The organism is Citrobacter amalonaticus (genome assembly GCF_002918555.1).
Lineage (GTDB): Bacteria > Pseudomonadota > Gammaproteobacteria > Enterobacterales > Enterobacteriaceae > Citrobacter_C > Citrobacter_C amalonaticus_A.
In genome coordinates this window covers 582,296-606,989 of record NZ_PQMB01000001.1, presented here as the reverse complement: position 1 = coordinate 606,989, position 24,694 = coordinate 582,296, and the positions used below count along the sequence as shown (strand labels likewise).

At 53.2% G+C, this 24,694-nt stretch carries 21 protein-coding genes; 12 read left to right on the top strand and 9 right to left on the bottom strand.

Going from position 1 to position 24,694, the window contains the following annotated elements; translation table 11 throughout:
• Positions 1-78: 78 nt before the first annotated feature.
• The 5 genes from mepS to pdxR form a co-directional block, all read right to left on the bottom strand.
• Positions 79-645 (bottom strand): bifunctional murein DD-endopeptidase/murein LD-carboxypeptidase, encoded by a 567-nt coding sequence (mepS, locus tag C3432_RS03045; RefSeq protein WP_103775205.1) that lies wholly within the window; start codon positions 643-645, stop codon positions 79-81.
• 414 nt (positions 646-1,059) lie between these two features.
• Positions 1,060-1,773 carry a phosphatase PAP2 family protein gene (locus C3432_RS03035; protein ID WP_374755459.1) on the bottom strand — a complete coding sequence of 238 codons (714 nt, stop codon included), beginning with the start codon at positions 1,771-1,773 and terminating at the stop codon, positions 1,060-1,062.
• Between the two features lie 37 nt (positions 1,774-1,810).
• Positions 1,811-2,797 (bottom strand): CobW family GTP-binding protein, encoded by a 987-nt coding sequence (locus C3432_RS03030; protein WP_103775203.1) that lies wholly within the window; start codon positions 2,795-2,797, stop codon positions 1,811-1,813.
• 118 nt (positions 2,798-2,915) lie between these two features.
• Entirely contained in the window at positions 2,916-4,382 is a 1,467-nt protein-coding gene (locus tag C3432_RS03025; RefSeq protein WP_103775202.1) for a mannitol dehydrogenase family protein, read from the bottom strand.
• A 290-nt stretch (positions 4,383-4,672) separates the two neighbouring features.
• On the bottom strand, positions 4,673-6,145 hold the full coding sequence (pdxR, locus tag C3432_RS03020; protein WP_103775201.1) for a MocR-like pyridoxine biosynthesis transcription factor PdxR: 1,473 nt from the start codon (positions 6,143-6,145) through the stop codon (positions 4,673-4,675).
• Positions 6,146-6,311: 166 nt separating this feature from the next.
• On the opposite strand from pdxR, the gene torC reads away from it, so the two are divergent.
• Genes torC through torD form a run of 3 tightly spaced genes read left to right on the top strand, consistent with a single transcriptional unit; the run spans position 6,312 to position 10,575 of the window.
• Positions 6,312-7,451, top strand: coding sequence for a pentaheme c-type cytochrome TorC (gene torC / locus C3432_RS03015; RefSeq protein ID WP_103775200.1), 1,140 nt, complete (start codon positions 6,312-6,314; stop codon positions 7,449-7,451).
• Positions 7,452-7,454: 3 nt separating this feature from the next.
• Positions 7,455-9,953, top strand: a complete 2,499-nt coding sequence (torA, locus tag C3432_RS03010) for a trimethylamine-N-oxide reductase TorA (protein ID WP_103775199.1) — start codon at positions 7,455-7,457, stop codon at positions 9,951-9,953.
• On the top strand, positions 9,943-10,575 hold the full coding sequence (torD, locus tag C3432_RS03005; RefSeq protein ID WP_103775198.1) for a molecular chaperone TorD: 633 nt from the start codon (positions 9,943-9,945) through the stop codon (positions 10,573-10,575). Before torA ends, torD begins: the two co-directional genes overlap by 11 nt.
• A gap of 56 nt (positions 10,576-10,631) precedes the next feature.
• Here torD and yeiP read toward each other — a convergent pair whose 3' ends face one another.
• Positions 10,632-11,204: an elongation factor P-like protein YeiP gene (gene yeiP, locus C3432_RS03000; protein ID WP_103775197.1), complete on the bottom strand. Its 573-nt coding sequence runs from the start codon at positions 11,202-11,204 to the stop codon at positions 10,632-10,634.
• A gap of 142 nt (positions 11,205-11,346) precedes the next feature.
• On the opposite strand from yeiP, the gene C3432_RS02995 reads away from it, so the two are divergent.
• Positions 11,347-11,601 (top strand): YkgJ family cysteine cluster protein, encoded by a 255-nt coding sequence (locus tag C3432_RS02995; RefSeq protein ID WP_103775196.1) that lies wholly within the window; start codon positions 11,347-11,349, stop codon positions 11,599-11,601.
• Here the strand turns inward: C3432_RS02995 and setB are convergent.
• Positions 11,598-12,779 (bottom strand): sugar efflux transporter SetB, encoded by a 1,182-nt coding sequence (gene setB / locus C3432_RS02990; RefSeq protein ID WP_103775195.1) that lies wholly within the window; start codon positions 12,777-12,779, stop codon positions 11,598-11,600. The two genes, C3432_RS02995 and setB, sit on opposite strands and share 4 nt — an antisense overlap.
• Before the next feature lie 369 nt (positions 12,780-13,148).
• Between setB and fruB the strand changes: the two genes are divergently transcribed.
• The 6 genes from fruB (at position 13,149) to C3432_RS02955 (ending at position 20,422) form a co-directional block, all read left to right on the top strand.
• Positions 13,149-14,279: a fused PTS fructose transporter subunit IIA/HPr protein gene (fruB, locus tag C3432_RS02980; RefSeq protein ID WP_103775193.1), complete on the top strand. Its 1,131-nt coding sequence runs from the start codon at positions 13,149-13,151 to the stop codon at positions 14,277-14,279.
• Entirely contained in the window at positions 14,279-15,217 is a 939-nt protein-coding gene (gene fruK, locus C3432_RS02975; protein WP_103775192.1) for a 1-phosphofructokinase, read from the top strand. Before fruB ends, fruK begins: the two co-directional genes overlap by 1 nt.
• A gap of 16 nt (positions 15,218-15,233) precedes the next feature.
• The gene (fruA, locus tag C3432_RS02970) at positions 15,234-16,922 is read left to right on the top strand and encodes a PTS fructose transporter subunit IIBC (RefSeq protein ID WP_103775191.1); all 1,689 of its coding nucleotides are present in this window, start codon (positions 15,234-15,236) and stop codon (positions 16,920-16,922) included.
• Between the two features lie 288 nt (positions 16,923-17,210).
• Complete coding sequence (locus C3432_RS02965; protein WP_103775190.1) at positions 17,211-18,152, top strand: pseudouridine kinase; 942 nt, start codon at positions 17,211-17,213, stop codon at positions 18,150-18,152.
• On the top strand, positions 18,140-19,075 hold the full coding sequence (locus C3432_RS02960; RefSeq protein ID WP_103775189.1) for a pseudouridine-5'-phosphate glycosidase: 936 nt from the start codon (positions 18,140-18,142) through the stop codon (positions 19,073-19,075). Before C3432_RS02965 ends, C3432_RS02960 begins: the two co-directional genes overlap by 13 nt.
• Positions 19,076-19,171: 96 nt before the next feature.
• A complete protein-coding gene (locus C3432_RS02955; protein WP_103775188.1) occupies positions 19,172-20,422 on the top strand; it encodes a NupC/NupG family nucleoside CNT transporter in 1,251 nt (416 codons plus the stop codon).
• Positions 20,423-20,456: 34 nt separating this feature from the next.
• Here the strand turns inward: C3432_RS02955 and C3432_RS02950 are convergent, their stop codons facing one another.
• Positions 20,457-21,155, bottom strand: coding sequence for a transcriptional regulator YeiL (locus C3432_RS02950; protein WP_103775187.1), 699 nt, complete (start codon positions 21,153-21,155; stop codon positions 20,457-20,459).
• 129 nt (positions 21,156-21,284) lie between these two features.
• Between C3432_RS02950 and rihB the strand changes: the two genes are divergently transcribed.
• Positions 21,285-22,217: a ribosylpyrimidine nucleosidase gene (gene rihB, locus C3432_RS02945; RefSeq protein WP_103775186.1), complete on the top strand. Its 933-nt coding sequence runs from the start codon at positions 21,285-21,287 to the stop codon at positions 22,215-22,217.
• Between the two features lie 105 nt (positions 22,218-22,322).
• On the top strand, positions 22,323-23,573 hold the full coding sequence (locus C3432_RS02940; protein WP_103775185.1) for a NupC/NupG family nucleoside CNT transporter: 1,251 nt from the start codon (positions 22,323-22,325) through the stop codon (positions 23,571-23,573).
• Between the two features lie 24 nt (positions 23,574-23,597).
• On the opposite strand, the gene C3432_RS02935 is transcribed toward C3432_RS02940, so the two are convergent.
• Positions 23,598-24,692 carry a sugar kinase gene (locus C3432_RS02935; protein WP_103775184.1) on the bottom strand — a complete coding sequence of 365 codons (1,095 nt, stop codon included), beginning with the start codon at positions 24,690-24,692 and terminating at the stop codon, positions 23,598-23,600.
• Positions 24,693-24,694: the final 2 nt, after the last annotated feature.

The following is a 24,694-nucleotide window of genomic DNA, read 5'->3' as shown; positions in this document are numbered from 1 at the left end:
ACGGAAAAAAGCACTGCTGAAAAACAGTGCTCTCGTATTTCGCTCGTCAAGGATAGCCAAGGGATAGCAATTTGACGATTAACTACGGCTCAGAACCCGTCGCGCTTCGTTATATCGTTTATTCCAGTAAGGTTCACTCATACTGGAGATAATGACGCCGCTGCTGGTTGAGGCGTGGACAAACTGATTGTTGCCAATATAGATGCCGACATGACGTCCGGTTGAGCCCGCGCGGAACAGAACCAGATCGCCCGTACGCAGATTACTGCGCGAAACGGATTTTCCCATTTCCTGCTGTTCATAAGTTGAACGCGGTAGTTCTAAACCAAACTGTTCACGGAAGGTACGTTGCACAAAGCTGGAACAATCGATACCTTTCTTGGTGCTGCCGCCCAGGCGGTAACGCACACCTTTCCAGTCAGCATACTGATCCATAATCCGCGATTTGACATCGAGATTACGCACCATATTTTCAAATTCATCCTGAGAGGCTTGCAGTGAAGAGTTATCTTTAACCACAGCATGCGTCTCAGAATGCACATTCTTTGCGGTGTTCGTCGTGCTACATGCAGAAAGCAGAACCGCAACTGCTATCGCGGGAATTCCGCGCAAGATATATCTCAAAATCGGTTGAGATTTGACCATGTTGTTTGTTTTCCCTTGAAGTCCTTAACGATAAATATCGTTATAAAAATTGCCAAACGTGACGAGACTAATTACCCGCGCGCGAAGAGACAATTCCTGAAGCGCAAAAGTGTGGCAGAACGCACAAATTTATTCGCATTGAGAATAATTACCCGGCGAGGTAAAACGTGTTTGAGATTACCCTATCGTTCCTGCCATTGCGAGTGATTTTGCCTGATTTTTTATAAGAAAATGTGATACGAAAAGTAAAAAAACGGCAAAGGTTAAATTAAGTACAAAAAGGCGAGAAAATATGCAATTCATTCATTTTTATCATGAATTTGATGACAAAAAATGACAATCAAAGTGATTATTTGCTTTAAATCGCCATCAGATTTCAGAATGAGTCAGGATGGCGATGTTAATTTCTCTGCGTTATTTGTTTAAAATTTGTTTGTTTTTACCCGGAAGGTAATGGTCGAAGAAGGATATTAAGCGATCGCTTAATGGTGTCATCAACCACCAGGGTAAACCAATCAGCACGACGGTCAGTGAACCGACTACGATATCAGTGAACCAGTGTGCGCCAATCATCACGCGCGGAAACGCGAAAACCACAAATATAATAAGGCCGATAAGGCCTGCTGTTTTTCCGAAATAACGCAGCATGAACGCGGAAAAAATAAGCAACATCATCCCGTGATCGCCCGGAAAACTGTCTCTGGAAGCATCTTTCGTGGGAATATGCAGCAGTTCGCTTACGCGATGGATATTCTCAAAGGTCAGCGTCGGGCTGGGGCGTTTCACCGGAAGAAGTGCCTGGCCCAGCTGATTAATCACCACAGCCGTTAACAGCATGACCAGACCGATAATGACGATCCGCCGACGACCAACGGGCGTCTCTTTATACCAGAAGCTCAGCATCAGGCAGCCCATCGCCAGCAGCGAGCAGCCGTCAAAAGCCCGGTTGTTACTGATAGCTACCAGCCAGAGAAAAGACGGACTCTCGACCAGTTTGTGGTTAAAGAAGTAGAAGATCCCTGAGTCGACAGGAAACCAGAATCCGTGGTTAGCGGGAATATACCAGGAAAGGAACAGTGCCAGACCTGCAATATTGAGCAGAAGTATCAGGGGTAGCCGGGTTTTCATATCAGTCATATCGTCGATGAATTAATCGCAGGCAACCTTACGCGTTATCAGCTAAACGAAGCTTCAACAGTGCGGATTGCAGCATGTTCCAGTCGATGTCCGTACTGGAGATGAGTTCGATACGGCTATCCGGCGGTGCGACGTTTTGCGTCTCAATATGCAGGTCATCGCCCTGGCGGTTAATACGCACCAGTCCTTCAGTAATACGCATCACACCTTTCACCCGCCCGACGGGGGCAAGGCGCGCCCATTCCAGCAGGCCAATCGTGTCAAATATGGTATCGGCATCGAAAATCCAGCCGCATGCCTGATGGCCCTGACCGCTGTTCAGGCTTCGACGCCAGCGCTGTTGCGCAGGCAGGCTCAGTGCGGCAAGCCCTCTTTTTTCGGCGTGGCTGTGAGAATGTGCGGTGCTTGCCGGAAGTTCAGCCCGATTCAGACGCGGCAGGTCCAGCAACTGACCGTCAATTTTGCCCTGCACGGTATGGATCAGCTGGCGATTATTACCAGATTGTTGCCACCAGCGTTGCAGGGCGCTTTCGCTTTCTGCCGAGGCGCGATCGGATTTATTCGCGACAATGATATCGGCCGCAGCAAGCTGATCGCGGAAGTTATCATTAGTTGCGCTTTTTTCATCCAGCAGCATACGCGGATCGAGGATACACAGCGTCGCGCGCAGGTCGATCCACGGCTCATAAACGGGGGCGGTCAGCAGGTCGAGGATCTGTTTGGGATGACCCAACCCGGTTGGTTCTATCAGCAGACGATCGGGGTTTCCCTGACGCAACAGGGTATTAAGTCCAACCTGCATCGGTAACCCGTTGACGCAGCACATGCAGCCACCGGGGATCTCCTTGAGCAGAGCGCCGCTGTCAGCGAGTAGCGCACCATCAATACCCACTTCGCCAAATTCATTAACCAGTACCGCCCATTTTTCCGCCGGATCTTTATGAGCAAGCAGATGCAGAATTGAGGTTGTTTTACCGCTGCCGAGGAAACCGGTAATGAGGTTAGTTTTAGTCACATCTGCTCCAGAAGAGAGTAATACAGTAACGTTGCGGATAATCCTGGCTAAAAATAGCAGAAAAGAGAAGGAAAGGGCGGACGAAGAAGAACTTCGTCCGTGTTAATAGCAGAAATTGTTAAATTTTTAACGTCTCAACCATCGCCTGGTAAGCGCCATGCTGAGTAAGACGCTGCCACGCCAGCATAATGGCCTGAACAAATTGTGGGTTTTGTGGTAAATCAGTGCCAAAAATTTCCTGCAGGGAGAGCAGGGCAGCAACGCGATCGTGTTCACTGCTGGTTTCGACGATGGCACGAATTTTGTCGTTCAGCGGGTCGCGAACATCAATAACTACGCCCGCATCATCCACGCCGCTGACGTAACGCATCCAGGCCGCAACCCCTAATGCCAACAGCGGCCATTCGCTTTGACGCTGGAGATGGATCCGGATACCCGCGAGCATTCGCTGCGGGAGTTTCTGACTTCCATCCATCGCAATTTGCCAGGTTTTATGTTTCAGCGCCGGGTTGGTAAAGCGGGCGATCAGGCTTTCTGCGTATCCCGGTATATCTACTCCGGTGATACGCAGGGTGGGCGCCTGCTCCTGCATCATAAGGCGGTATGCCGCTTCACAAAAGGCGCTATCCTGCATACAGTCGTTAATATGCCGGAATCCGGCCAGGTAGCCCAGATACGCGAGGAAAGAGTGGCTGCCGTTCAGCATACGCAGTTTCATCTCCTCCCACGGTAAGACATCGCTGACCATCTGTACGCCAGCTGCTTCCCATGCCGGTCGACCGGCGACAAAGCGATCTTCCACGACCCATTGGATAAAGGGCTCACAGCTGATGGCGCAGGGGTCGGTAACGCTAAGTTCACGGGCAATCTCCTGCAGAGACTCTTCAGTGGCGGCCGGGACAATACGGTCAACCATGGTACCCGGAAAGCTGACGTGCTTTTCGATCCACGCGGCCAGTTCGGGTGAGCGCTGCTCCGCCATTCCCAGTACGGCATGTTTAACCACCTGCCCGTTATCCGGAATGTTATCGCAGGAAAGGACGGTAAAGGGCGATAATCCCCGCTCGCGGCGACGATGCAGCGCCTCCACCAGAATCCCCGGCGCTGAGTGAGGCGCGTCCGGATGCCGGAGATCGTGGATGATACGCGGGTTGGTGAGGTCAAGCGCGCCTGTTGCCGGGTCAATGCAGTAGCCTTTCTCGGTGATGGTCAGAGAAACAATCGCCACCTGCGGCTCGCAGAATTTTTCCACGATCGCCGCCAGGGAATCCAGCTCTGCATTCAGACATTCATTGATCGCACCAATAACAATGGCCTGGTTGCCGTCGGCACCTTTCTCTAACACGGTATACAGATGATCCTGTGCGCGAAGCTGGCTCATCAGCGGGGCGCCGCTAAACAAGCTGATCTCGCAAATGCCCCAGTCGCCGCCCTGTGCGTTCAGTACCCGGTCGGTGAGTAGCGCCTGATGGGCGCGATGAAAAGCGCCAAAGCCAAAGTGTACGATTCGCGTTTGCAGCTGCTGGCGGTCGTAGCGTGGAGTTTGTACGTCTTTCGGCAGCGTTGCTGAGGCAATTGTTGTCATTAAATACACACCTGATTAACCAATAATTAACAATGCCAGTGTAAAGTTATATGACAACAAATTGAATTGGTGTGCCGTATTTATCCGGGGAGTGTGACCTGGATCAATCAATCTTCTCGCTTTCGCCGGGCGGAGAGTGAAAGGCTGGAGGGTGAGCGTCCTGAATTAATGCCTGTCTGGTATAACAACTTATAAGGTGAGACGAAACAAAACTGAAGCAAACGGAGTACCGCGATCTGCTGTAATGTCGCCAACAGGGATTGAGCGGCAGGCTCGATCCCTGTTCATCGTCAGGGCTGTAATAATGCCTGCTCCAGTACCGTCAGCACCCTGCTTATCTGCTGTATCTGCAACCCGCCAAAGCCGAAAAACATGACTGCGTCGCGGTTCTCTTTCCGCCAGGCGTCTTCTGAGCCGTTTTCAATATCCTGTAGCGTGTCAAAACGAATACCTGCCTGCAGACAGTGCGCTTGCCATTTCGCGATCGCCTCAGGGGATCTGGCAAGGCGTAAGGAGAGATGCAGACCCGCCGTCGCGCCATTGATTTTCCCCTCAGGAAACAGAGCGGAAAGGCCATCGCGCAATAGCGTAAGACGTGCTGCATAGTTGCAGACCAGCTTGCCAAGATGGGTATAAAACACCTGGTTTTGCATGAGTTCGGCTAAAAACTGCTGTAATAACCACTGGCTGCCGTTGTTATTGAGCGCTTTCATATTCTGGACGGCTGACAGAAGCTCATCAGGGCAAACGAGATAGCCAAGACGCACTCCCGGTCCCAGCGTTTTTGAGAATGTCCCCATATAGATAACCCGATTGTGATAATCCATGGCCTTCAGTGCCGGAAGGGGGTTCGCTCCGTAGGTAAACACGGCGTCATAGTCATCTTCAATGATGTAGGCGCCAACGCGCTGTGCCCACGTCAGTAATGACTTTCGCCGTTCTAACGAAAGGACATTCCCCATCGGATATTGATGCGCTGGCGTCACATAGCAAAGCTGGGTTTCATGCTCTGGTAAATTATCTGTGCGTAGCCCATGGTTATCTACTGCCACGGGGGTAATATCTGCGCCGTAATAATTAAACAAGTGCCATGCGCCAGAATAACAAGGGGACTCGGTCACAACATGACACTTTTTTTTCTGAGATACCGCATGATGAATAATAAATATCTGGCTGAGCAGCGATAACCCTTCCTGAATCCCATTAGTAATAATAATGTTCTCTGCGCGGGTAATAATGCCCCGGGACAAATTAAGATATCTGACCATTTGCTCACGCAATGAAAACAATCCATTTGGTGAATGATAACGAGTCAATAATTGTTCCTTCAGGACGCTGGGGGCATTATTCCATTTACGCCAGCTTGACCAGGGGAAGGCATTGGGATCGGGAACGCCCATCCGGCAATAGACCTCCCGGCCCATCTCACCGTAGACATCGGTGGAAGCTCCCGCAGGTCTGGGCTTTGCTGGCGGAGAGCCTTCTGCAGCAGATACGTGTACTGGTGGACAGCGCACAGGCGTCGTAAAGATCACTTCGTAGCCGACACCCTGTCGGCTCTTAATAAAACCTGCCGTCATAAGCTTTTCATACGCCATAATCACCGTAATTTTGGCGACATTTAACGCCTGTGCTTGCTCACGGATAGAGGGAAGTTTGTCCCCGCAAAGCAAATCTCCCTGCTGAATAGCCTGGAAATAAAATTGGAATATCTGCAATTGCAGTGGAGTGCGGTTTTCTCTGTTGAGAGACAGTGCCAGCATGAGAAATTCCTTATTAAAATAGTGTCGGCATATTACGACTTTCTGTTTGCCACTATTTTGATGCGCCTCATAGAGTAGGTGCTGTTCCTACAACCCGCCTTCAGTGTCTCTATTTTTGATTTTTAATATCCCTTAGCGTGTCGCTATTAAAATAATGGAGGCAAGTATGTCGTGGATAAGAAAAAGCGCACTTTGGGGCGCATTCGGCGGGGCAGTCGCAATGGCCATCGCCATTTGGGGAACGTGGCAGGGCGTACATTACACCAGCACGACTGAATTTTGTTTATCGTGCCATTCGATGGGGACGGCGGGGGAGGAATATAAAACCAGCGTGCATTTCCGGAATGCCTCTGGCGTTCGCGCAGAATGTAAGGATTGCCACATTCCACCGGGTATTGTTCCGACCCTGGTGCGTAAGACAGAAGCGTTAAACGATCTGTACCACACCCTTATCTCACCGTCGATCGAGACACCTGAAAAATTCAGTCTTAAGCGTGCGGAACTGGCGCAGCGGGAATGGGCGCGGATGAGCGCCAATAATTCTGCCGCCTGTAAATCGTGTCACCGCTATGAAGCGATGGACCACGCTAAACAGTCTGCGAATGCGGCGGCACAAATGACCGCGGCGGCGGTAAAAGACAGTAACTGCATTGATTGCCACAAAGGCATTGCCCATCACAAACCCGATATGAGCAGCGGTTTTCGCGATCGTTACAAGCAGCTGCAGCGTCAGGGTGAGCAGTTACCCACGGCGACGACGCTGTATTCGTTAGGCGAAAAATCACTGACTGCGACAGCAGAGAGTCCGGCAGGTAAAGCCATGCTGTACCCGGCAACACAAGTGCGTGTGCTGAAAAGAGAAGGGAAAAACGTTCAGATAGAGCTGACCGGCTGGCGGGAAAGCAAAGGACGTGGACGGGTGATTACCCAGTATATGGGTAAACGCGTTTTCGCTGCCGTATTAGATGCCTCGCTGATGAGCAACGTGAAGGTTCAGCAAACTCAGGTTGATCCGGAGTCACATCAGGAGTGGCAGCAGGTCAGCGTAATGGCCTGGAGCTCTGCGGAGGGTTTTACCGACAATATTGACCCCCTCTGGCAATATGCCGATCAGATGTTGCAATCCACCTGTAGCGCCTGCCACAGCACGCCGCCGCCGACCCGCTATTCCGCGAATGGCTGGATCGCCGGACTGAAATCCATGTCCACCTACTACCGGCTTAATCCGGTGGAAGACCGTACGTTGTTGAAATATCTCCAGACACACGCCAGCGATGTACCTCAATCTACCAATCCAGAAGGATAATTTATGGATATTCATGATTTTAATCCGTCACGTCGACGGTTTTTAAGCGGAATGCTGGCAGTCGGTGCCGCCAGCGCTTTAGGGCCGAATCCACTGATCTCAAAGGTCTGGGCAGCAGGTGAAAACCCGGAGCAATGGATCCAGTCAGGCTCGCACTTTGGCGCTTTTGAAGCCAAAGTCGTGAACGGTGAATGGGTCGATACCCGCCCTTTCAAACACGATAAATACCCCTGCGATATGCTCAATGCCGTTCGGGAGGTGGTCTATAACCCATCGCGCGTGCGCTACCCGATGGTGCGGCTGGACTGGCTGCGCAAGCGTGAAAAGTCAGATCGCAACCAGCGCGGCGATAACCGCTTTGTCCGTGTGAGCTGGGATCAGGCGTTGGATCTGTTCTATGAAGAGCTGGAGCGTGTACAAAAGACCTGCGGATCTTCAGGCGTCTTTACCGGGCTGGCGGACTGGCAAATCGTTGGCAAATATCATAAGGCCGGCGGCGCGATGGATCGGGGACTCGGCTTGCACGGTAGCTATGTGACGACCGTCGGCGACTACTCGGCAGCCGCGGCGCAGGTGATTTTGCCTCACGTAATAGGGTCGCTTGAAGTCTATGAACAGCAAACGTCGCTCCCGCTGGTTATCGAAAATACCCAAACCATCGTGCTGTGGGGCTGCGATCCGATCAAGAATCTGCAGATCGAGTTCCTGGTTCCCGATCACGATGCGTTTGGCTACTGGCAGCAGATTAAAGAGGCGGTTGCGCAGGGTAAGATGCGCGTTATCAGCGTCGATCCAGTGCGTAGCAAGTCGCAAAACTATCTTGGCTGTGAGCAGCTGGCGCTGCGTCCACAAACCGATGTCGCGTTATTGCTGGCGCTGGCGCATACCCTGTACGAAGAAAAACTGTACGACGTGGCGTTCATTAACGATTATACCGTGGGCTTTGAACAGTTTTTGCCGTATCTGCTTGGAGAAAGCGACAAGCAGCCGAAAAATGCCGAATGGGCGGCGGAAATCTGCGGTCTGACGGCGGAACAAATCCGCGATTTTGCCCGCCTGCTGGTGAAGGGGCGCACGCAATTTATGGGCGGCTGGTGCGTGCAGCGTATGCACCATGGCGAACAATATCCGTGGATGCTGGTGGTGCTGGCCTGCATGACCGGACAAATTGGTCTGCCTGGCGGCGGTGTGGGCTTTGGCTGGCACTATAACGGGGGCGGGACGGTCACCTCTGCCGGTCCCGTCCTGTCCGGCCTCGGGAGCATCAACAACCCCCCGGCCGCTAAATACAAAGCGGATTTCCGCGGCGCTTCAGAGCATATTCCTACCTCGCGGATGATCGATTGCCTGCTGGCGCCAGGCAAAAAGATCGCTTTCAACGGTGAAACATTAACTTTCCCTGATATTAAAATGGCGATTTTCAGCGCCGCCAATCCGTTCCATGCCCAGCAGGATCGTAACCGGATGATCGAGGCGTGGAAGAAGCTGGAAACCGTGGTGGTTCTGGATCATCAGTGGACAGCATCCTGTCGTTTTGCAGATATCGTCCTGCCGGTGACCACGCGCTTTGAGCGTAATGACGTTGAGCAGTTCGGTACACACTCGAATAAAGGGCTGATGGCGATACGTCAGGTGGTTAAACCGCAGTTTGAGGCGCGACATGATTTTGATGTCTTTGCCGGTCTGTGCAAACGCTTTGGTCAGGAAGAGGCATACCGCGAAAAGCGGGATGAAATGCAGTGGATAAAAGCCATTTATGATGAGGGCGCGAAAACGGGAGCGTCCCTTGGCGTGAGTATGCCGAACTTCGAGAGCTTCTGGCAGGGCGAAGGATACATTGAATATCCTGCCGGGAAGCCGTGGGTGCGTCACGGAGAATTTCGCGAGCAGCCGGATATCAATCCGTTAGGAACACCCTCTGGTCTGATTGAAATTTACAGCAAAACCATCGCGGGCTTCCAGTATCAGGACTGTCCCGGACATCCGGTGTGGATGGAGCCGTTTGAGCGCAGTCATTCTGGCAAGGAAGATAAGTATCCACTGCATCTGCAGTCCTGCCATCCGGATAAGCGTCTGCACTCCCAGCTCTGCTCCAGCGATGCGTTTCGCAACACCTGGGTGGTGGCAGGAAGAGAGCCGCTGTACATGAGCGAGTCGGATGCCCGCGCACGTGGCCTGAAAGCCGGGGATATCGCGCGCGTGTTTAACGCCAGAGGCCAGGTGCTGGCAGGGGTGGCGATCAGTCTGGATTACGCGCCTGGCGTCGTCCGGATTCACGAAGGCGCGTGGTATTCGCCGCAGGAAGGCGGGAAAGCGGGCACATTATGCACTTATGGCGATCCGAATGTGCTGAGTGCGGATATCGGGACATCACAACTGGCGCAGGGGCCTTCAGCGCATACGGTGCTGGTCGAGGTAGAGCGGTACCAGGAGAATGCCCCGCAGGTCACGGGCTTCGGCGGGCCGGAGGTTGTGAAAGAGGAGGGGGCAAGTGCAGCATAATCACATTCATCAACAGCGGGCGGCGGTGTACCAGTGGTTTTCGCAACTGCTGTTCCGCGAGCTGGACGAGGAGCAGCTCACCCGCCTGGAAAGTGGGGAAAGCCGAAAGTGGCTGGCGTCGCTGACGGCTATCCCAGGGCTGTCCGTTGATGTCAAAAACCTGGAACGTAGTCTCGTTCGGGCGCTGCGCCGTGAAAGCCGACAGCTGGAGCTGGCGGCGGATTATGCCTCGTTGTTTTTGCTGGCACCTCCCGGCGGCGTTTCTCCCTATGCGGGGCATTATCCGCATACGACGGCGCCTGAAGAACGCAGGGAAATGAATGTGCTGTTAGTCGAGTATGGGCTGACACCGCAGAACAATGAGCCTGTCGACCATATTGCTGTACAGCTGGCACTGATGGCGAGAATGGTTGCCAAAAAGGAGACGCTGTCGGCGCAATATTACTTTTTGCATCATCACATTATGTGCTGGGCACCCCTGCTACGGGAAAGTTGTTTACACCGGGACGAAGAGGGGGTTTATCCTCAGGCGGTTAACGTCATAACGCATTTTATGCGTGAGGATGAGCTGTATCTGGAATCTCTGTTGGTGGATGATTTTTACCTCAGCAGCCTGGGCTGAAAATAACAAAGGGACAGCAAATGCTGTCCCTTTTCACCGGTGTCGCAGCAGAAAAGTTAGTCTGCGCGGCCCATATAGCGGCGCTCTTCGATGTGAATGCGAATTTTCTCACCGGCGCTCAGGTATTCGGGAACCAGGATCACCAGACCGGTGCTCAGGGTGGCCGGTTTGTTGCGCGCACTGGCGGATGCGCCTTTAATGCCCGGTGCAGTGTCCACGATCTCCAGATCGACGGTTTGCGGCAACTCCAGCGCCAGCAGCTGGCCGTCCCAGGTCAGTACCTGCATATCCGGCATTCCGCCTTCAGGAATAAACAGCAGCTCTTCTTCAATCTGGTCTTTGGTGAAGGTATACGGGGTATAGTCTTCTTTATCCATGAACACGTATTCGTTGCCATCGATATAGGAGAAATCAACGCCACGGCGGCTCAGGGTTACGGTGTCAACGATGTCGTCACCTTTGAAACGCTCTTCAACTTTCAGACCGGTACGGACATCAGAAAAACGCATTTTGTACAGCGTTGCGGCACCACGGGCGGTTGGCGACTGAATATCGATATCTTTCACAATCAGCAGTTTGCCGTTGTAATTCAGTACCATACCTTTTTTAATTTCGTTCGCTCTTGGCATCGAAAAGATCCTGTTGTGGAGATTATCTAAAATATCGCGTCAAACTACTCGCGCCGGGTCATTCAGGCAAGCGGAATTGATGCTTTTGTGTATACTGATCGTTCCCTACAGTCCGATGGTGAATAACCAGGAAAATACCTTTATGGAATGCCGTCCGGATTGCGGGGCGTGTTGCACCGCCCCTTCTATTTCTACACCTATCCCCGGTATGCCTGGCGGCAAGCCGGCCAATACGCCGTGTATTCAGCTTGACGAGCATCAGCGCTGTAAACTGTTTGGCTCCGCGCTTCGCCCGAAGGTTTGCGCCGGATTACAGCCAGCCCGTGACATGTGCGGACAGACGAGAGCGCAGGCGATGACGTATCTTATTGAACTGGAAGCGCTGACGGCACCCTAAACATCCTTGATGCGTACCAGACAGAGCATCGTGGCAACGATCATCACCAGTGCAAACCAGAACACCGCATGATAGCTCCAGATTTCCGCCGCGATACCAGCCAGCGTTCCGGCGATGATCCAGCCCACGCGAATCGTATTTGTATACAGGGTGGTGGCTGAGCCTGCCTGACCGGGCATCAGATCCTGAAAATAAAGCATGCCAATCCCGCCAAGAATGCCGATGTAAATGGCGTTCAGCAGCTGTAAACCTAACAGCACCGCAGGGGAGTGGGCGAACAGCATACCAGCATAGAAACAGAGCCCGGCGGCTGCGGCAATACACATTAACCGACGTTTACCCAGACGCTTCGCAAAATAGCCCGCGATAAGCATGGTCGGAATTTCCAGTCCGGCAGCGGTGCCCATCATCACACCGGCCAGTTTTTCCGGCAGATGCAGTTCGTTGATGATAAACAGCGGCATGTTAATGATGTACAGACTGTTGGTGCCCCACATCAGGGTGCAGATTGCGAACAGCAGCAGCGTATCGCGACGGTTACGACGCGGCGCTTCTGTCGTTCCGGCGGCAAGCGGTACGTCTTTGCGCATGGAGGGTAAAAAGAACCACACCATCACGCCGCAGACTACAAAGGCCACCGCCGCGCTCAGATACATCACCGTAAAGCTGAATCCCATGGCCAGCGCGTAGGCCAGGGGCGGGCCAATTACCCATGCCAGCGACACCTGGGCACGCAGAATTGAGCTGAACATCACCGCTTCGCGACCGGTGCGATCGGCATGTTCGCGGGCGAGGGCAAACATTTGCGGGTTTGCCGTTGAGCCGAAGCTACTCAAGAAGACGCCAATGAACAACAAAATAAAATAGTTTCGATTCCATGCGAACAGGAGGCATGCCAGCATCCCCAGGATGCAGCAGAAGACGATCAGCTTTTTGCGGTCGCCTTTTTTATCCGAACGGCCTGCCAGAAACTGGCTGACCAGAATGCCGATCACCGCGCTACCGGTAAAGAAGAACCCCACCATTCCTGGCCGGGCGTGTACCTCGTCAGTCAGAAAAAGACTGAGGGTTGGCGTTTGCAGCGCACCGGCAATACCGGTGAGAAATGCGACGATCAAGAACGCAGTGGACGTCAGGTCAAACGTTTTTGGCGTAGCGGCAACGGGGGCGTTATGCATGTTTCTATATCAGTGATTTGAAGAGACGCGGAGTTTACGCTGCTTGTCAGAAAATAAACAGATATCCAAATCAAAATCGTCACGAAAAATCAAAATCGTATTTCATTCCGCTTAATCAGGGATGCTGACGCTGCTGAAACTCAACGGCTGAAGATTTTCAGAGCGTCAGCATTGAAGGATTACCGGAGAAAAAATGTGCTTTACATCTAAGTTTTGCAATCAATTTTACGACTTTCCTTGCGTGCTGAAGCAGAAAGAGCAAGACTTCTTGAAACGTTTCAGCGCTGTCTTGTTATCAGTTATGACCCAGATCAGCGCATTTTTTCTCATAGAAGCTGAATCGTTTCAATTCGGCAAGAGAGGAGAACCATGTTCCAGTTATCTGTTCAGGACATTCATCCGGGCGAGCAGGCCGGAAACAAAGAAGAGGCTATTCGGCAGGTCGCCGCTGCATTAGTGCAGGCGGGCAACGTGGCGGATGGCTATGTAGACGGCATGCTGGCGCGCGAGCAGCAGACATCCACCTTTCTCGGCAATGGCATCGCGATTCCGCACGGAACGACCGATACCCGCGATCAGGTGCTTAAGACCGGCGTGCAGGTGTTTCAGTTCCCGCAGGGCGTCACCTGGGGGGAAGGGCAGGTGGCCTATGTCGCTATCGGCATTGCTGCCAGCTCCGATGAGCATCTCGGGCTGTTACGTCAGCTGACGCATGTGCTGAGCGACGACTCCGTCGCTGAACAGCTGAAATCTGCCACCACCGCCGAAGAGCTGCGCGCTTTGCTGATGGGTGAGAAACAGAGCGAACAGCTGAAGCTGGATAACGAGACGCTGACGCTGGATGTTGTCGCCACCGATCTGGTGACGCTACAGGCGCACAACGCTGCACGTCTGAAAGAAGTGGGCGCCGTTGACGTTCAGTTTGTCACTAAAGCGATCAACGAGCAGCCGATGAATCTGGGCCAGGGGATCTGGTTGAACGACAGCGCGGCAGGCAACCTGCGCAGCGCCGTTGCGGTTAGCCGTGCGGTAAGCGCGTTTGATGCACAAGGCGAGCAGGTCGCGATGCTGGTCACCGTGGCAATGAATGATGATCAACCGGTTGCGGTGCTCAGACGCCTGAGCGGTCTGCTGCTGGACAATAAAGCTGACCGCCTGCTGAAAGCCGATGCCGCTACCGTGCTGGCGTTGCTGACCAGTGATGATGCGCTGACTGACGATGTGCTGAACGCTGAGTTCGTCGTGCGTAATGAGCACGGCCTGCATGCCCGTCCGGGCACCATGCTGGTCAATACGATTAAACAATTTAACAGTGAAATAACCGTGACAAACCTTGATGGAACAGGCAAACCGGCAAACGGACGTAGCCTGATGAAAGTGGTGGCGCTGGGCGTGAAGAAAGGCCATCGCCTGCGCTTTACCGCCCAGGGTGCTGATGCTGAACAGGCGCTGAAAGCCATTGGCGACGCGATTGTTTCCGGTCTTGGGGAGGGCGCGTAATGAGCAGACGTGTTGCAACTATCACCCTGAATCCGGCCTACGATCTGGTGGGTTTTTGTCCGGAAATTGAACGCGGCGAAGTGAACCTGGTGAAAACCACCGGTCTGCATGCGGCGGGTAAAGGCATCAACGTTGCTAAAGTACTAAAAGATCTGGGGATCGATGTGACGGTTGGCGGTTTCCTGGGCAAAGACAACCAGGATGGTTTCCAGCAGTTGTTCAGCGAGCTGGGCATTGCCAACCGTTTTCAGGTTGTGCAGGGCCGTACCCGTATTAACGTCAAGCTGACTGAAAAAGATGGGGAAGTGACCGACTTTAACTTCTCTGGATTTGACGTTACGCCTGCTGACTGGGAGCGTTTTGTTAATGATTCCCTGAGCTGGCTCGGTCAGTTCGATATGGTCTGTGTCAGCGGCAGCTTGCCGACCGGCGTCAGCCCGGAAGCGTTTACCGACTGGATGACGCGTCTGCGCAGTCAGTGCCCATGTATTATCTTTGACAGTAGCCGTGAAGCGCTGGTGGCAGGTCTGAAAGCAGCGCCGTGGCTGGTGAAACCGAACCGCCGCGAGCTGGAAATCTGGGCGGGTCGTAAGCTGCCGGAAATGAAAGATGTGATCGAAGCGGCGCACGCGCTGCGTGAACAAGGGATTGCCCACGTGGTGATTTCGCTGGGTGCTGAAGGGGCGCTGTGGGTCAACGCTTCGGGTGAATGGCTTGCAAAACCTCCTTCTGTTGATGTGGTGAGCACCGTAGGCGCGGGGGACTCTATGGTTGGCGGTCTGATTTACGGTCTGCTGATGCGTGAATCCAGTGAACATACTTTGCGTCTGGCGACTGCGGTTGCTGCTCTTGCGGTGAGCCAGAGTAATGTCGGCATTACCGATCGTCCTCAGTTGGCCGCGATGATGGCGCGCGTCGACTTAAAACCGTTTAACTGACAGCAGGAGAGGCATAATGAAAACGCTGCTGATTATTGACGCTAACCTCGGCCAGGCTCGCGCCTACATGGCGAAGACCCTGCTCGGCGTGGCGGCACAGAAAGCAAATCTGGAAATCATCGACAATCCGAATGACGCGGAGCTGGCCATTGTGCTGGGCAACGCCATTCCTGACGATAGCGCGCTGAAGGGGAAAAAAGTCTGGCTGGGCGACATCGCACGTGCGGTTGCTCATCCTGAACTGTTCCTCAGCGAAGCGAAAGGTCACGCTACACCTTATAGCGCACCGCAGGCTGCGGCGTCTGTCGCCAGCAAGGGGCCAAAACGCGTGGTCGCGGTAACCGCCTGTCCGACCGGCGTGGCGCACACCTTTATGGCGGCTGAAGCGATTGAAACCGAAGCGAAAAAACGCGGATGGTGGGTGAAAGTTGAAACCCGTGGTTCCGTCGGGGCTGGCAATGCCATCACCCCGGAAGAGGTAGCGGAAGCGGATCTGGTGATTGTGGCGGCGGATATTGAAGTGGATCTGGCGAAGTTTGCCGGTAAGCCGATGTACCGCACCTCAACGGGCCTGGCGCTGAAGAAAACGGCGCAGGAGCTGGACAAAGCGGTGGCTGAAGCGACGCTGTACCAACCTTCAGCCAAAGCGCAGACGGCGACGGCTGACGGTAAAAAAGAGAGTGCGGGAGCCTATCGTCACTTGCTGACAGGCGTATCCTACATGTTGCCGATGGTGGTTGCCGGCGGTCTGTGTATCGCGCTCTCCTTCGCTTTTGGTATTGAAGCGTTTAAAGAAGAGGGGACGCTGGCGGCGGCGCTGATGCAGATTGGCGGCGGTTCGGCCTTCGCGCTGATGGTGCCCGTGCTGGCCGGTTATATCGCCTTTTCCATTGCGGATCGTCCTGGCCTGACGCCTGGTCTAATCGGCGGTATGCTGGCGGTGAGCACGGGGTCTGGCTTTATCGGCGGCATCATCGCCGGTTTCCTTGCCGGTTACGTCGCGAAGATGATCAGCACGAAGCTGAAATTGCCGCAGAGTATGGAGGCCCTGAAACCGATCCTGATCATTCCGCTGATCTCCAGTCTGGTGGTGGGTCTGGCAATGATTTATCTCATCGGTAAACCCGTTGCGGGCATCCTGGAAGCGCTGACCCACTGGCTGCAAACAATGGGTACGGCGAATGCGGTTCTGCTGGGCGCAATTCTCGGCGGTATGATGTGTACCGACATGGGCGGCCCGGTGAACAAAGCGGCATATGCGTTTGGCGTCGGCCTGCTGAGTACCCAGACCTATGCGCCGATGGCGGCGATTATGGCGGCAGGTATGGTGCCACCGCTGGCGCTGGGCCTGGCCACTCTGGTTGCGCGTCGTAAATTCGACAAGGCGCAGCAGGAGGGGGGCAAAGCCGCGCTGGTACTGGGGCTGTGCTTCATTACCGAAGGGGCTATCCCGTTCGCGGCGCGTGATCCGATGCGTGTCCTGCCGTGCTGTATCGTCGGTGGCGCGCTGACGGGGGCTATCTCTATGGCGGTAGGCGCGAAGCTGATGGCGCCGCACGGCGGTCTGTTTGTACTGCTGATCCCTGGGGCGATTACCCCGGTCCTGGGATATCTGCTGGCGATTGTTGCCGGTACGCTGGTTGCTGGTCTGGCGTATGCCTTCCTGAAGCGTCCGGAAGAGGACGTCGTCGGCAAAGCGGCATAAGTTCAGGTTCATCCCCAGGGCAGAGAGCGATCTCTGCCCTTTTTTTATTTCCCAGGTTTGTGTCCTCCCTCTCAATTTTTTCCTCCGTTGCAAACTGTATCTATAAAAAATTGTGATTCTGTTCATATCTATTCGCTTTGACGCTTGCGAATGGATTTACTTTGTCAAAAACAGGCATATCATGAACACATGTTTGATAGTGAACATGTGCTCTAATAATTCCGGTTGTGCCGGGAGTTATTGTTAACGAACTCTTTGTTATGGCAATTTATTGCCAGAGGACGTGCTATGCGTGAAAAGGAATACATAGTAACTATTGGTTCTGCCAATATGGACGTTGCCGGGTATTCGCATGCTTCTTTAAATTATGCAGATTCGAATCCGGGAAAGATTAAATTCACTCCGGGCGGCGTGGGACGTAATATTTCGCATAATCTGGCGCTGCTGGGAAAAAATTCATGGTTATTGACCGCCGTCGGCAGTGATTTCTATGGGCAGTCATTACTGGCGCAAACAAACCAGTCCGGTGTACATGTTGATAAATGTCTGATTGTGCCAGGGGAAAATACATCAAGTTATTTATCCCTGCTCGATAATACTGGCGAAATGCTGGTGGCTATCAATGATATGAGTATTACCGAACACATTTCGGCGGAATTTTTAGCGCAGCATACGGATTTTATCCGCGGTGCGAAGGTGATTGTCGCTGACTGCAATATCAGTGAAGAAGCGCTGGCCTGGGTGCTGGAAAATGCGGGCGATGTTCCGGTGTTTGTTGATCCGGTTTCGGCGTGGAAGTGCGTCAAAATACGCGAGCGGCTTGGCAACATCCATACCCTGAAGCCTAACCGTCTGGAGGCGGAAACCCTCAGCGGCATTGCTCTCTCCGGGCGTGATGATGTCGGAAAGGTCGCCGCGTGGTTCCATGAACATGGTCTGAATCGCCTGGTTCTCAGCATGGGAGGCGACGGCGTGTATTACAGCGATATTAACGGCGAAAACGGCTGGTCGCGACCTTTTAAAACCAACGTCATTAATGTGACCGGCGCCGGTGATGCCATGATGGCGGGGCTTGCTGCCTGCTGGGTTGACGGTCTGCCGTTTATAGATTCGGTTCGATTTGCGCAGGGTTGTTCATCAATGGCGCTTGCCTGTGAATATACCAATAACCCTGATTTGTCTGTTGCGAATGTTACATCGTTAGTGGAGAACACAGAATGTCTGAATTAACCCTTTCCTCTGAATTATTACAAATTTCGCCAGAAGTACAGGAAGCTTTAAACAGTAAAAAACCCATTGTCGCCCTGGAATCTACCATTATTTCCCACGGTATGCCATTCCCGCAGAATGCGCAAACGGCAATTGAAGTTGAAGAAACTATTCGTAAGCATGGCGCTGTTCCGGCAACTATTGCCATTATTGGCGGCGTAATGAAAGTGGGCCTGAGTAAAGAAGAGATTGAATTATTAGGTCGTGAAGGACATAGCGTAACTAAAGTCAGTCGCCGTGATTTACCGTTTGTTGTTGCTGCCGGAAAAAATGGTGCGACTACCGTTGCATCCACCATGATTATTGCCGCACTGGCCGGAATTACGGTTTTTGCGACCGGTGGTATTGGTGGGGTACACCGCGGTGCGGAACACACGTTCGATATTTCTGCTGATCTACAGGAGCTGGCGCATACCAATGTCACCGTGGTTTGTGCCGGTGCGAAATCTATTCTCGACCTCGGGTTAACCACGGAATATCTGGAAACCTTCGGCGTGCCGCTCATTGGTTATCAAACCACAGCGCTTCCGGCATTTTTCTGCCGCACCAGTCCGTTTGACGTCAGCATTCGTCTGGACAGCGCGAAAGAAATCGCCCGCGCGATGGCGGTGAAGTGGCAGACCGGTCTGAACGGTGGTCTGGTTGTGGCCAATCCGATCCCGGAACAGTTTGCGATGGCGGAAGAGAAAATTAATGCCGCGATCGACCAGGCCGTGAAGGAAGCCGAAGAGCAGGGCGTCGTGGGCAAAGAGAGCACGCCGTTCCTGCTGGCGCGTGTAGCAGAACTGACCGGTGGCGACAGCCTGAAGTCCAACATCCAACTGGTGTTTAATAACGCCGTACTGGCCTGCGAGATTGCGAAGGAGTACCAACGCCTCGCGTGATTACACCTCACGGGCAGAGAGCGGTCGCCCGCGAACATCAACCATACCAAAACCTGGCGTTTACGCCGGGTTTCCTGGCATGAAGGGAAGATCATTATGGATATAATGAGAAGTGTTGTGGGTATGCTGGTATTACTGGCAATCGCGTTCCTGCTGTCAGTAAATAAAAAACAAATCAGTTTGCGTACCGTCGGTGCGGCGCTGGTGCTGCAAATTGCCATCGGTGGGATCATGCTCTATTTTCCGCCGGGGAAATGGCTGGTGGAGCAGGCCGCCCTCGGCGTGCATAAGGTGATGTCCTATAGCGACGCAGGAAGTGCATTTATCTTTGGCTCGCTGGTGGGGCCAAAAATGGATGTGCTGTTTGACGGCGCCGGATTTATCTTCGCCTTCCGCGTACTGCCCGCCATCATCTTTGTGACTGCGCTTATCAGTTTGCTTTACTACATCGGTGTGATGGGGCTGCTCATCCGTATTCTTGGCGGTATTTTCCAGAAAGCGCTGAACATCAGCAAAATCGAGTCGTTTGTTGCGGTCACCACCATCTTCCTTGGGCAAAACGAGATCCCGGCGATTGTAAAACCGTTTATCGATCGTCTTAACCGCAACGAGCTGTTTACCGCTATCTGTAGTGGAATGGCTTCTATTGCCGGTTCGATGATGATTGGTTACGCGGGGATGGGGGTACCGATTGATTATCTGCTGGCCGCATCCTTAATGGCGATCCCTGGCGGTATTCTGTTTGCCCGTATGCTGAGTCCGGCGACGGAAGCGTCAAAAGTCACTTTCGAGAACCTGTCATTTACCGAAACGCCGCCAAAAAGCATCATTGAAGCGGCAGCCAGTGGCGCGATGACTGGCCTGAAAATCGCCGCTGGCGTGGCGACGGTGGTGATGGCGTTTGTCGCCATTATCGCAATGATCAACGGGATTATCGGCGGGATTGGCGGCTGGTTCGGCTATGGTCACGCCACGCTCGAAGGGATCTTTGGCTGGGTTCTGGCGCCGCTGGCCTGGATTATGGGCGTGGACTGGAGCGACGCAACGCTGGCAGGCAGCCTGATAGGGCAGAAGCTGGCGATTAACGAGTTTGTGGCTTATCTCAACTTCTCACCCTATTTACAGACGGGCGGCACGCTGGATGTGAAGACCATTGCGATCATCTCGTTCGCCCTGTGTGGTTTTGCCAACTTTGGTTCCATCGGCGTGGTGGTGGGGGCATTTTCGGCGATTGCGCCGCAGCGTGCGCCGGAAATCGCCCAGCTGGGGATGCGGGCGCTGGCCGCGGCGACGCTCTCTAACCTGATGAGCGCCACGATAGCCGGATTCTTTATTGGTCTTGCCTGAAATAGCGGTGCGCCAGGTTTTGCTGGCGCACCGGTTAGTGCAATAAACGGGTAAAACTATTTTCCGGATCCATCTCAAGCGCCAGGGCAGTCAGGCGCTTTTTATCTTTAATGGCATAGCCGTTCTTTTGTTTTAACAGCAGACCTTCCCGCGTAAATTGTGCGATGACATATAATAGATGACGGTAGGTCACGCCCATATATTCCGCCGCCTGAGTATGTTTTTCGTGATAAATATCACCATGCTGTGTCAGTAAAATAAAAGCGGCCAGACGATTAATTAGCGGAAATGACTGATTCTGGGTCAGTGAGACAATATTTCGATAATTTTTACGACTTAATGCGACACAAAGTTGACGCAGGAAAGTCGCATCGTTTAATAACAATGGACGATATTGTTTTATCGGTAGCGCCAGACACCAGCATTCTTCAATGGCCTGGACGGCGCGCGGTTCGTGATCGGCATCAACTAATTCAATTTCCCCAATAAAACAGGGCGCGCCAAAAAAGTCGATTAACGACACGCGCCCGTTCGGTAACGTGGCGTCCAGCCTGGCGCGACCGCGAACCAGATAAAACAGCCAGGCTGGCCGGTTTCCTTCCCGCACAATGTAGTCTCCGGCCGCCACATGAAACAACCGGGTATCATGCGCGACATCAACAGAAAAGCATTTTGTATAGCCAGAATTGCTTATCAGCTGCTGCCTGAGATCGTCATTTTGGATTTCTTTCACAATGGTTTCCCGGTATGAGATTTCTCATATTCAGCATACGTTTTCTGTCGTTATGATTCAATCAACGACCCGCTTTGGTTTTCTTTGATAAGAAAAAAATAACGTAACAGCGAACAGAGGAAATAAAAAATGGAAAAAAGAAAAATAATTCTGGATTGCGATCCGGGCCATGATGACGCTATTGCCATGATGATGGCGGCCCGACATCCGGCAATTGATCTCCTGGGTATTACGATTGTTGCCGGAAACCAGACGCTGGATAAGACATTAGTTAACGGATTAAATGTTTGTCAGAAGCTCAATATTAATGTGCCGGTTTATGCCGGAATGCCGCAACCGATTATGCGCAAACAGATTGTGGCGGACAATATCCACGGTGAGTCAGGTCTGGATGGCCCGGTATTTGAACCGCTGACCCGTAAAGCGGAGACTACCCATGCGGTGAAATATATTATCGACACGCTGATGGCAAGTCATGGCGACATCACGCTGGTTCCGGTAGGACCGTTGACGAACATTGCCGTAGCGATGCGTATGCAGCCCGAAATTGTGCCGAAAATCCGTGAGATCGTCCTGATGGGCGGCGCATACGGTACCGGCAACTTTACCCCTTCCGCCGAGTTCAATATCTTCGCCGACCCGGAAGCGGCCCGCGTGGTCTTCACCTCCGGGGTGCCGCTGGTGATGATGGGGCTGGATCTGACCAATCAGACCGTTTGTACCGCCGATATTATTGCCCGGATGGAAAAGGTGGGAGGTCCGGCAGGTCAGTTATTCAGCGATATCATGAATTTTACCCTTAAAACGCAGTTTGAAAATTACGGTCTGGCCGGTGGCCCGGTGCACGATGCCACCTGTATCGGTTATCTCATCAATCCCCAGGGGATCAAAACCCAGGACATGTATGTCGAAGTCGATGTCAACAGCGGCCCGTGCTATGGCCGCACGGTTTGCGACGAGCTGGGCGTGTCAGGAAAACCGGCGAATGCGAAGGTGGGTATCACGATTGATACCGCATGGTTCTGGGATTTAGTGGAAGAGTGTGTGTGCAAATATATCTGACGCCACGACAGGCCCGTGCCGTCGCGGCACAGGCCTATGAAAATCTGATGGGCAGTGAGCGGTCGCCCATAACGCGTTAAGACCTGGCATGACGGGAAGATCATTATGGATATAATGAGAAGTGTTCTGGGAATGGCGGTATTACTGGCAATCGCGTTCCTGCTGTCAGTAAATAAAAAACGTATCAGCCTGCGTACCGTAGGAGCGGCGCTGGTGCTGCAATTTGCCATTGGCGGTGTGATGCTCTACTTTCCACCGGGCAAATGGCTGGCCGAACAGGCGGCGCTGGGGGTACACAAGGTGATGACCTATAGCGACGCGGGAAGCGCCTTTATTTTTGGTTCGCTGGTGGGACCGAAAATGGATCAGGTTTTTGATGGTGCCGGATTTGTGTTTGCCTTTCGCGTACTGCCAGCGATTATTTTTATTACCGCACTGGTGAGCCTGTTGTATTACATCGGCGTAATGGGAGGGCTCATCCGCATTCTCGGCGGCATTTTCCAGAAAGCGCTGAATATCAGTAAGATCGAATCGTTTGTTGCGGTCACCACCATTTTTCTCGGGCAAAACGAGATCCCGGCGATTGTAAAACCGTTTATCGATCGTCTTAACCGTAATGAGCTGTTTACCGCCATTTGCAGCGGGATGGCCTCAATCGCCGGTTCCACAATGATCGGTTACGCGGGTCTGGGCGTGCCCATTGAATATCTGCTGGCCGCATCCTTAATGGCGATCCCCGGCGGTATTCTGTTTGCCCGTATGCTGAGTCCGGCGACGGAGGAAACGCAGGTAACTTTTGAAAACCTGTCATTTACCGAAACGCCGCCAAAAAGCATCATTGAAGCGGCAGCCAGCGGCGCGATGACCGGCCTGAAAATCGCCGCCGGCGTGGCGACGGTGGTGATGGCGTTTGTCGCTATTATTGCGATGATCAACGGGATTATCGGTGGGATTGGCGGCTGGTTTGGTTTTGGTCACGCCACGCTGGAAGGGATCTTTGGCTGGCTTCTGGCGCCGCTGGCCTGGCTGATGGGCGTGGACTGGAGCGACGCGACGCTGGCAGGCAGCCTGATAGGGCAGAAGCTGGCGATTAACGAGTTTGTGGCTTATCTCAACTTCTCACCCTATTTACAGACGGGCGGCACGCTGGATGTGAAGACCATTGCGATAATCTCGTTTGCCCTGTGTGGTTTTGCCAACTTTGGTTCCATCGGCGTGGTGGTGGGGGCATTCTCTGCCGTTGCCCCACACCGCGCCCCAGAGATTGCGCAACTGGGGCTGCGGGCGCTGGCCGCGGCGACGCTCTCTAATCTGATGAGCGCCACGATAGCCGGATTCTTTATTGGTTTAGCGTAGCCGGAACGATGGTGTGCCCAGGCATTACGCCTGGGCCGTTTGCAGCAGATAGATAGCGTTATCCACAGAGAGAGTAGGGTTGTTAATGCTGACGCTGGCGCGAGAAAGCGCGGCACAGGCCATCGCGAAGTTTGCGCTGTCGCGAAAATTACTCCCTTCCAGAAAGCTGTAAATCAGACCTGCCATAAAACCATCATCGGCACCAAAGCTGTCAATCACCGTATGCGCAGGCGGCGTGAGCAGGAACTGCTCGCCGTTTTTCTCGCTGCAAAAGACAGACTCATCTTCCAGACAGACAAAGATTTGCTGTACGCCTTGCTGATGCAGGGCGTTCACTACCTGAACGCGATCGGCATCAGAAGCGATGGGCTGACCCCAAAGGATCTCCAGCTCTTTTTGCGTGGGTTTCAGAGTGTGGATACGCGAAAACCAGGTCTTCATTTTCGCCGCTTTGAACTCGGAAACGGTATCGATAAACACCGGAATATCATCGGCAATGGTAAAGACCCACTCAATGGCTTCCGGCGTCAGGTTGCAGTCCGCCAGCACCACGCCCGCGTGGCGAATCAAATCCCGCGAACCGTTCAGCAGCTGCGGCGTTAGCTGTTGCAGGATGTGAGTGTCGTTGATCGCCAGGACCGTCTCTTCCTGCTGATTGGCAATAGAGAGATAGGTGGAGGTGTTATGTCCGTGCAAGCGAATACAGTTGGAGATATTCACGCCAGCCTGACGGGTCTGTTCCAGTAACGTCTCGCCATAAAAGTCGCTGCCAACGGCAGAGATCAAATGAACATCGCGCCCCAGCAGCGCCAGGTTGTGGGCGATATTGCGCCCCACGCCGCCAGCCGAACAGTGAATGCTGCCAGGGTTGGAGGCGGCCTGCGGGTAATGAATATCTGCCACGCCGCGAATATCCATGTTGATTGCCCCCACCACCACGCAGTATTCCTGCTCGGTGAGGATGTAGCCTTTGCCTTTAATCATCCCCTTACGCATCAGGTCCATGATATGGGCCGCCACGCGCGAGCGGCTGATCTGCAAAATATCGGCAATTTCGTTTTGTTGAATCAGCGGATTGCGGCGCAGGATCTTGAGTATCTGTTTTTCCCTGTCGTTCATTA